General features: G+C 69.9%; 4 protein-coding genes and 1 pseudogene. 1 reads left to right on the top strand and 4 read right to left on the bottom strand.

Annotation, left to right across the window (positions count from 1 at the left end; translation table 11 throughout):
- From C8P66_RS23305 to C8P66_RS23320, 4 genes and pseudogenes are all read right to left on the bottom strand, one after another.
- Positions 1-212, bottom strand: a pseudogene (locus C8P66_RS23305) (hypothetical protein); the annotation flags it as partial.
- Positions 212-412: a hypothetical protein gene (locus C8P66_RS23310; protein ID WP_111400665.1), complete on the bottom strand. Its 201-nt coding sequence runs from the start codon at positions 410-412 to the stop codon at positions 212-214. The pseudogene C8P66_RS23305 and the gene C8P66_RS23310, both read right to left, overlap by 1 nt.
- Positions 413-851: 439 nt before the next feature.
- Positions 852-1,685: a DUF3489 domain-containing protein gene (locus C8P66_RS24640; RefSeq protein WP_245903764.1), complete on the bottom strand. Its 834-nt coding sequence runs from the start codon at positions 1,683-1,685 to the stop codon at positions 852-854.
- Between the two features lie 95 nt (positions 1,686-1,780).
- On the bottom strand, positions 1,781-2,017 hold the full coding sequence (locus C8P66_RS23320) for a hypothetical protein (RefSeq protein WP_111400666.1): 237 nt from the start codon (positions 2,015-2,017) through the stop codon (positions 1,781-1,783).
- A 65-nt stretch (positions 2,018-2,082) separates the two neighbouring features.
- Between C8P66_RS23320 and C8P66_RS23705 the strand changes: the two genes are divergently transcribed.
- On the top strand, positions 2,083-2,448 hold a 366-nt coding region (locus C8P66_RS23705), incomplete at its 3' end, for a hypothetical protein (RefSeq protein ID WP_211314263.1).

Genomic DNA, 2,448 nt, shown 5'->3' on the forward strand with positions numbered 1-2,448 from the left:
GCGCCGTCGCCGAGCATCTGCACGGGCGCGAGCGCCACGCGACGGCGCGACCAGTAGTTGCCGTCCAGCGTGGCGAGCCATCCCGCCAGCCCCTGCGCGGCGAGCGCCGCGGCGGCCGCCTCAACTTCCGCCTCGCTGGGTGCTGCGGCGCGGCCCATGGTCACGTGGCGGCCGTCCTGCGCCAGGATGATCCAGCGGCGTTCGGAGGACATCAGCCTTCCTCCTTCTCGGTCTGCCAGGTGGCGTAGTCCACCGTGGCGAAGATCCCGCGCCCGTCGCTGGCGGTGCAGACCTGGATCGTCGCGCGGCCCACGCTGTCGGTGTTGCGCGGGGCGGTGGCGAGAAGCTGCTGCCAGGCAGCGCGATCCTGCGGGCCTTCGGCGGTCTCATGCGGGAGAATGGTGGCGGTCATCGTCGTCTCCGTCTGGCGGGGCGGGATGCCCCTGCGCGTGACGGACGATTCGCGCTGTGTCGGAACGCAGCCAACTCAATAGAGCGCCGGGAATCTGGATGATCCCCGGCGCTTCCGATCATGTTCAGTGGCGTGGCTGAGACGCTTCACTCGGCCAGGGCGTAATATGCGGAGCGAAAAATTATGCGGAGCGCTGGCGACAGCATGGCTTTCGTTGCCGTGTTTTGGCGAGATTCACTCCGCATAATTCCTGCGGTGGCTGACATCCTGCAGCATGGCCAGAACCTCGTCAGGCACCAAGTTCCTCCCTTTCCGATGCCCAGTGAGCACCGAGGGAGAACCGGATCATCCGAAAATTATGCGGAGTCACAGACCGCTCAAACACAGAGCCGACTGCGCGGCCGCTGCCTGCGCTTCGCATAATCTTTGACTCCGCATATTACGGCTTATGCGGAGCTCCGCATAAGGCGTAGATCGTGAAGGAGCCCTTGGCGCCGGTCTTGTTGGGGCCGACCATCCGCTCCCGCGACTTCACCTCGACCGCGTGGCCCTTCTTCTTCAGCCCCGCGAAGAAGCCGCGCACCGTGTGCTGCGCCCATCCCGTCGCTTCGGCGATCTGCGCGACCGTCGCGCCCTCGGGGCGGCGCAGCATCGCCAGGACCTGCTCCTGCTTCGTGCCCTCGCGCGGCTTGCGGGGCGCGCCCGGCTCGCGGGCGATGCGGGCGGGCTTGCCAGCGAGCAGGCTGCGCAGGGCTCCCATCGGCGCGTCCAGGGCACCGATCATGTCGCCCTCGCGGTTGGCCTCGTCATCCCAGGCGGCGAGCACCGCCGCGGCGGCATCGCGCAGGCTGGTCCGCGGCGTGGCGGCGCGTGCCGCCAGGGCCTGGTCGAGCAGGGCAATTTCCTCCGCCAGGGGCGCGGCCTGGGCGGGGTCGGCTGCGGGGGCGGGGCTTTCCCCCGGCGCTGCGTCGGGCGCCAAGGTTGGCGCCGTGTCGGCCACCGCATCGCCCTCGTTCGGGTCGATGCCGATGGCGCGCAGCCCCTCGTCGGTGATGCGCGCCACGATCCAGGTGCCGTCCTCGTCCTGGCGCCAGCCGAGCCCTACATGCTCCCGCGGGGCGTTGATCTCGGTCAGCAGGTTGTTCTTGATCAGGCTGCGGAACACCGCGTTGCGCGCCGCGGCCGGCAGATTCTTCGGCGCGCGGGCAAGGCCCATCTCGTGCTGCGCGGCGGCGCTGAGGATCACGCGCTGGGTGTCGGAAAGCTTGGTCATCGTGGTGGTCTCCGGTTCCGGGTGCCGGTCATCGGCCCCTACTGCCGGGAGCCCCGCCGGCGCTGCCGGTCGGGGCGGTGCGGGAGCGTCCTGCGTCAGGCTGCGTATTCGCCGCGGCGGAAATGCTGGTCCGCGATGTCCTTCAGCTTCGCGGTGGCATCCGAAAGCCAGGCCGCTTCGCCCCAGAGCACCGTCTCGGGGTCCGCGCCGAAATGGTCTTCGCTGGCCTGGGTGAGTTCGGCGAGGAGGCCGTCGAATTCGGCCTTCTTCGCCAGGAAAGCGGCCAGGCTGTTCTCCTGGTTGCGGGTGGTGCGGGCGGTGCGGTCGGTCATGGTCGTCTCCGTCTGTTGCTGCAGGGCATCCCTGCGTGTGACGGACCATTCGCGCTGTGCCGCGCGTGAGCCAAGCGCATCTCGCGCTCATCGAATTGCTAAGATCGGAGGCGTTCGATCACATCATGATCGCAGCCGCTTCCGATGCGCTGGTGTCCTCGCAGCGCGAGGTGGCGCGCCGGCTCGGCATCTCGCACACCGCGCTGCAGAAGGCCGCCCAAATCCGGCCGCATCGCGCAGGAGCCGGGCGGCGGCTGGGACGTCGAGAAGGTGCGCGCGCGGCTGGCCGCGAGCAGCGATCCGGCGCGCAAGACGGCGGCCATGGTGGCGCCGGTACCGGTACAGCCGGCGCCTTCGCCTTCGCCTTCGCCACCCCCGGCCCCGCCGCGGCCGGCAGTCGTCGCGCCACCCATTCCGGAGCCGCTGCCCAC

The sequence above is a fragment of the Humitalea rosea genome, from assembly GCF_003253705.1.
Classification (GTDB): domain Bacteria; phylum Pseudomonadota; class Alphaproteobacteria; order Acetobacterales; family Acetobacteraceae; genus Humitalea; species Humitalea rosea.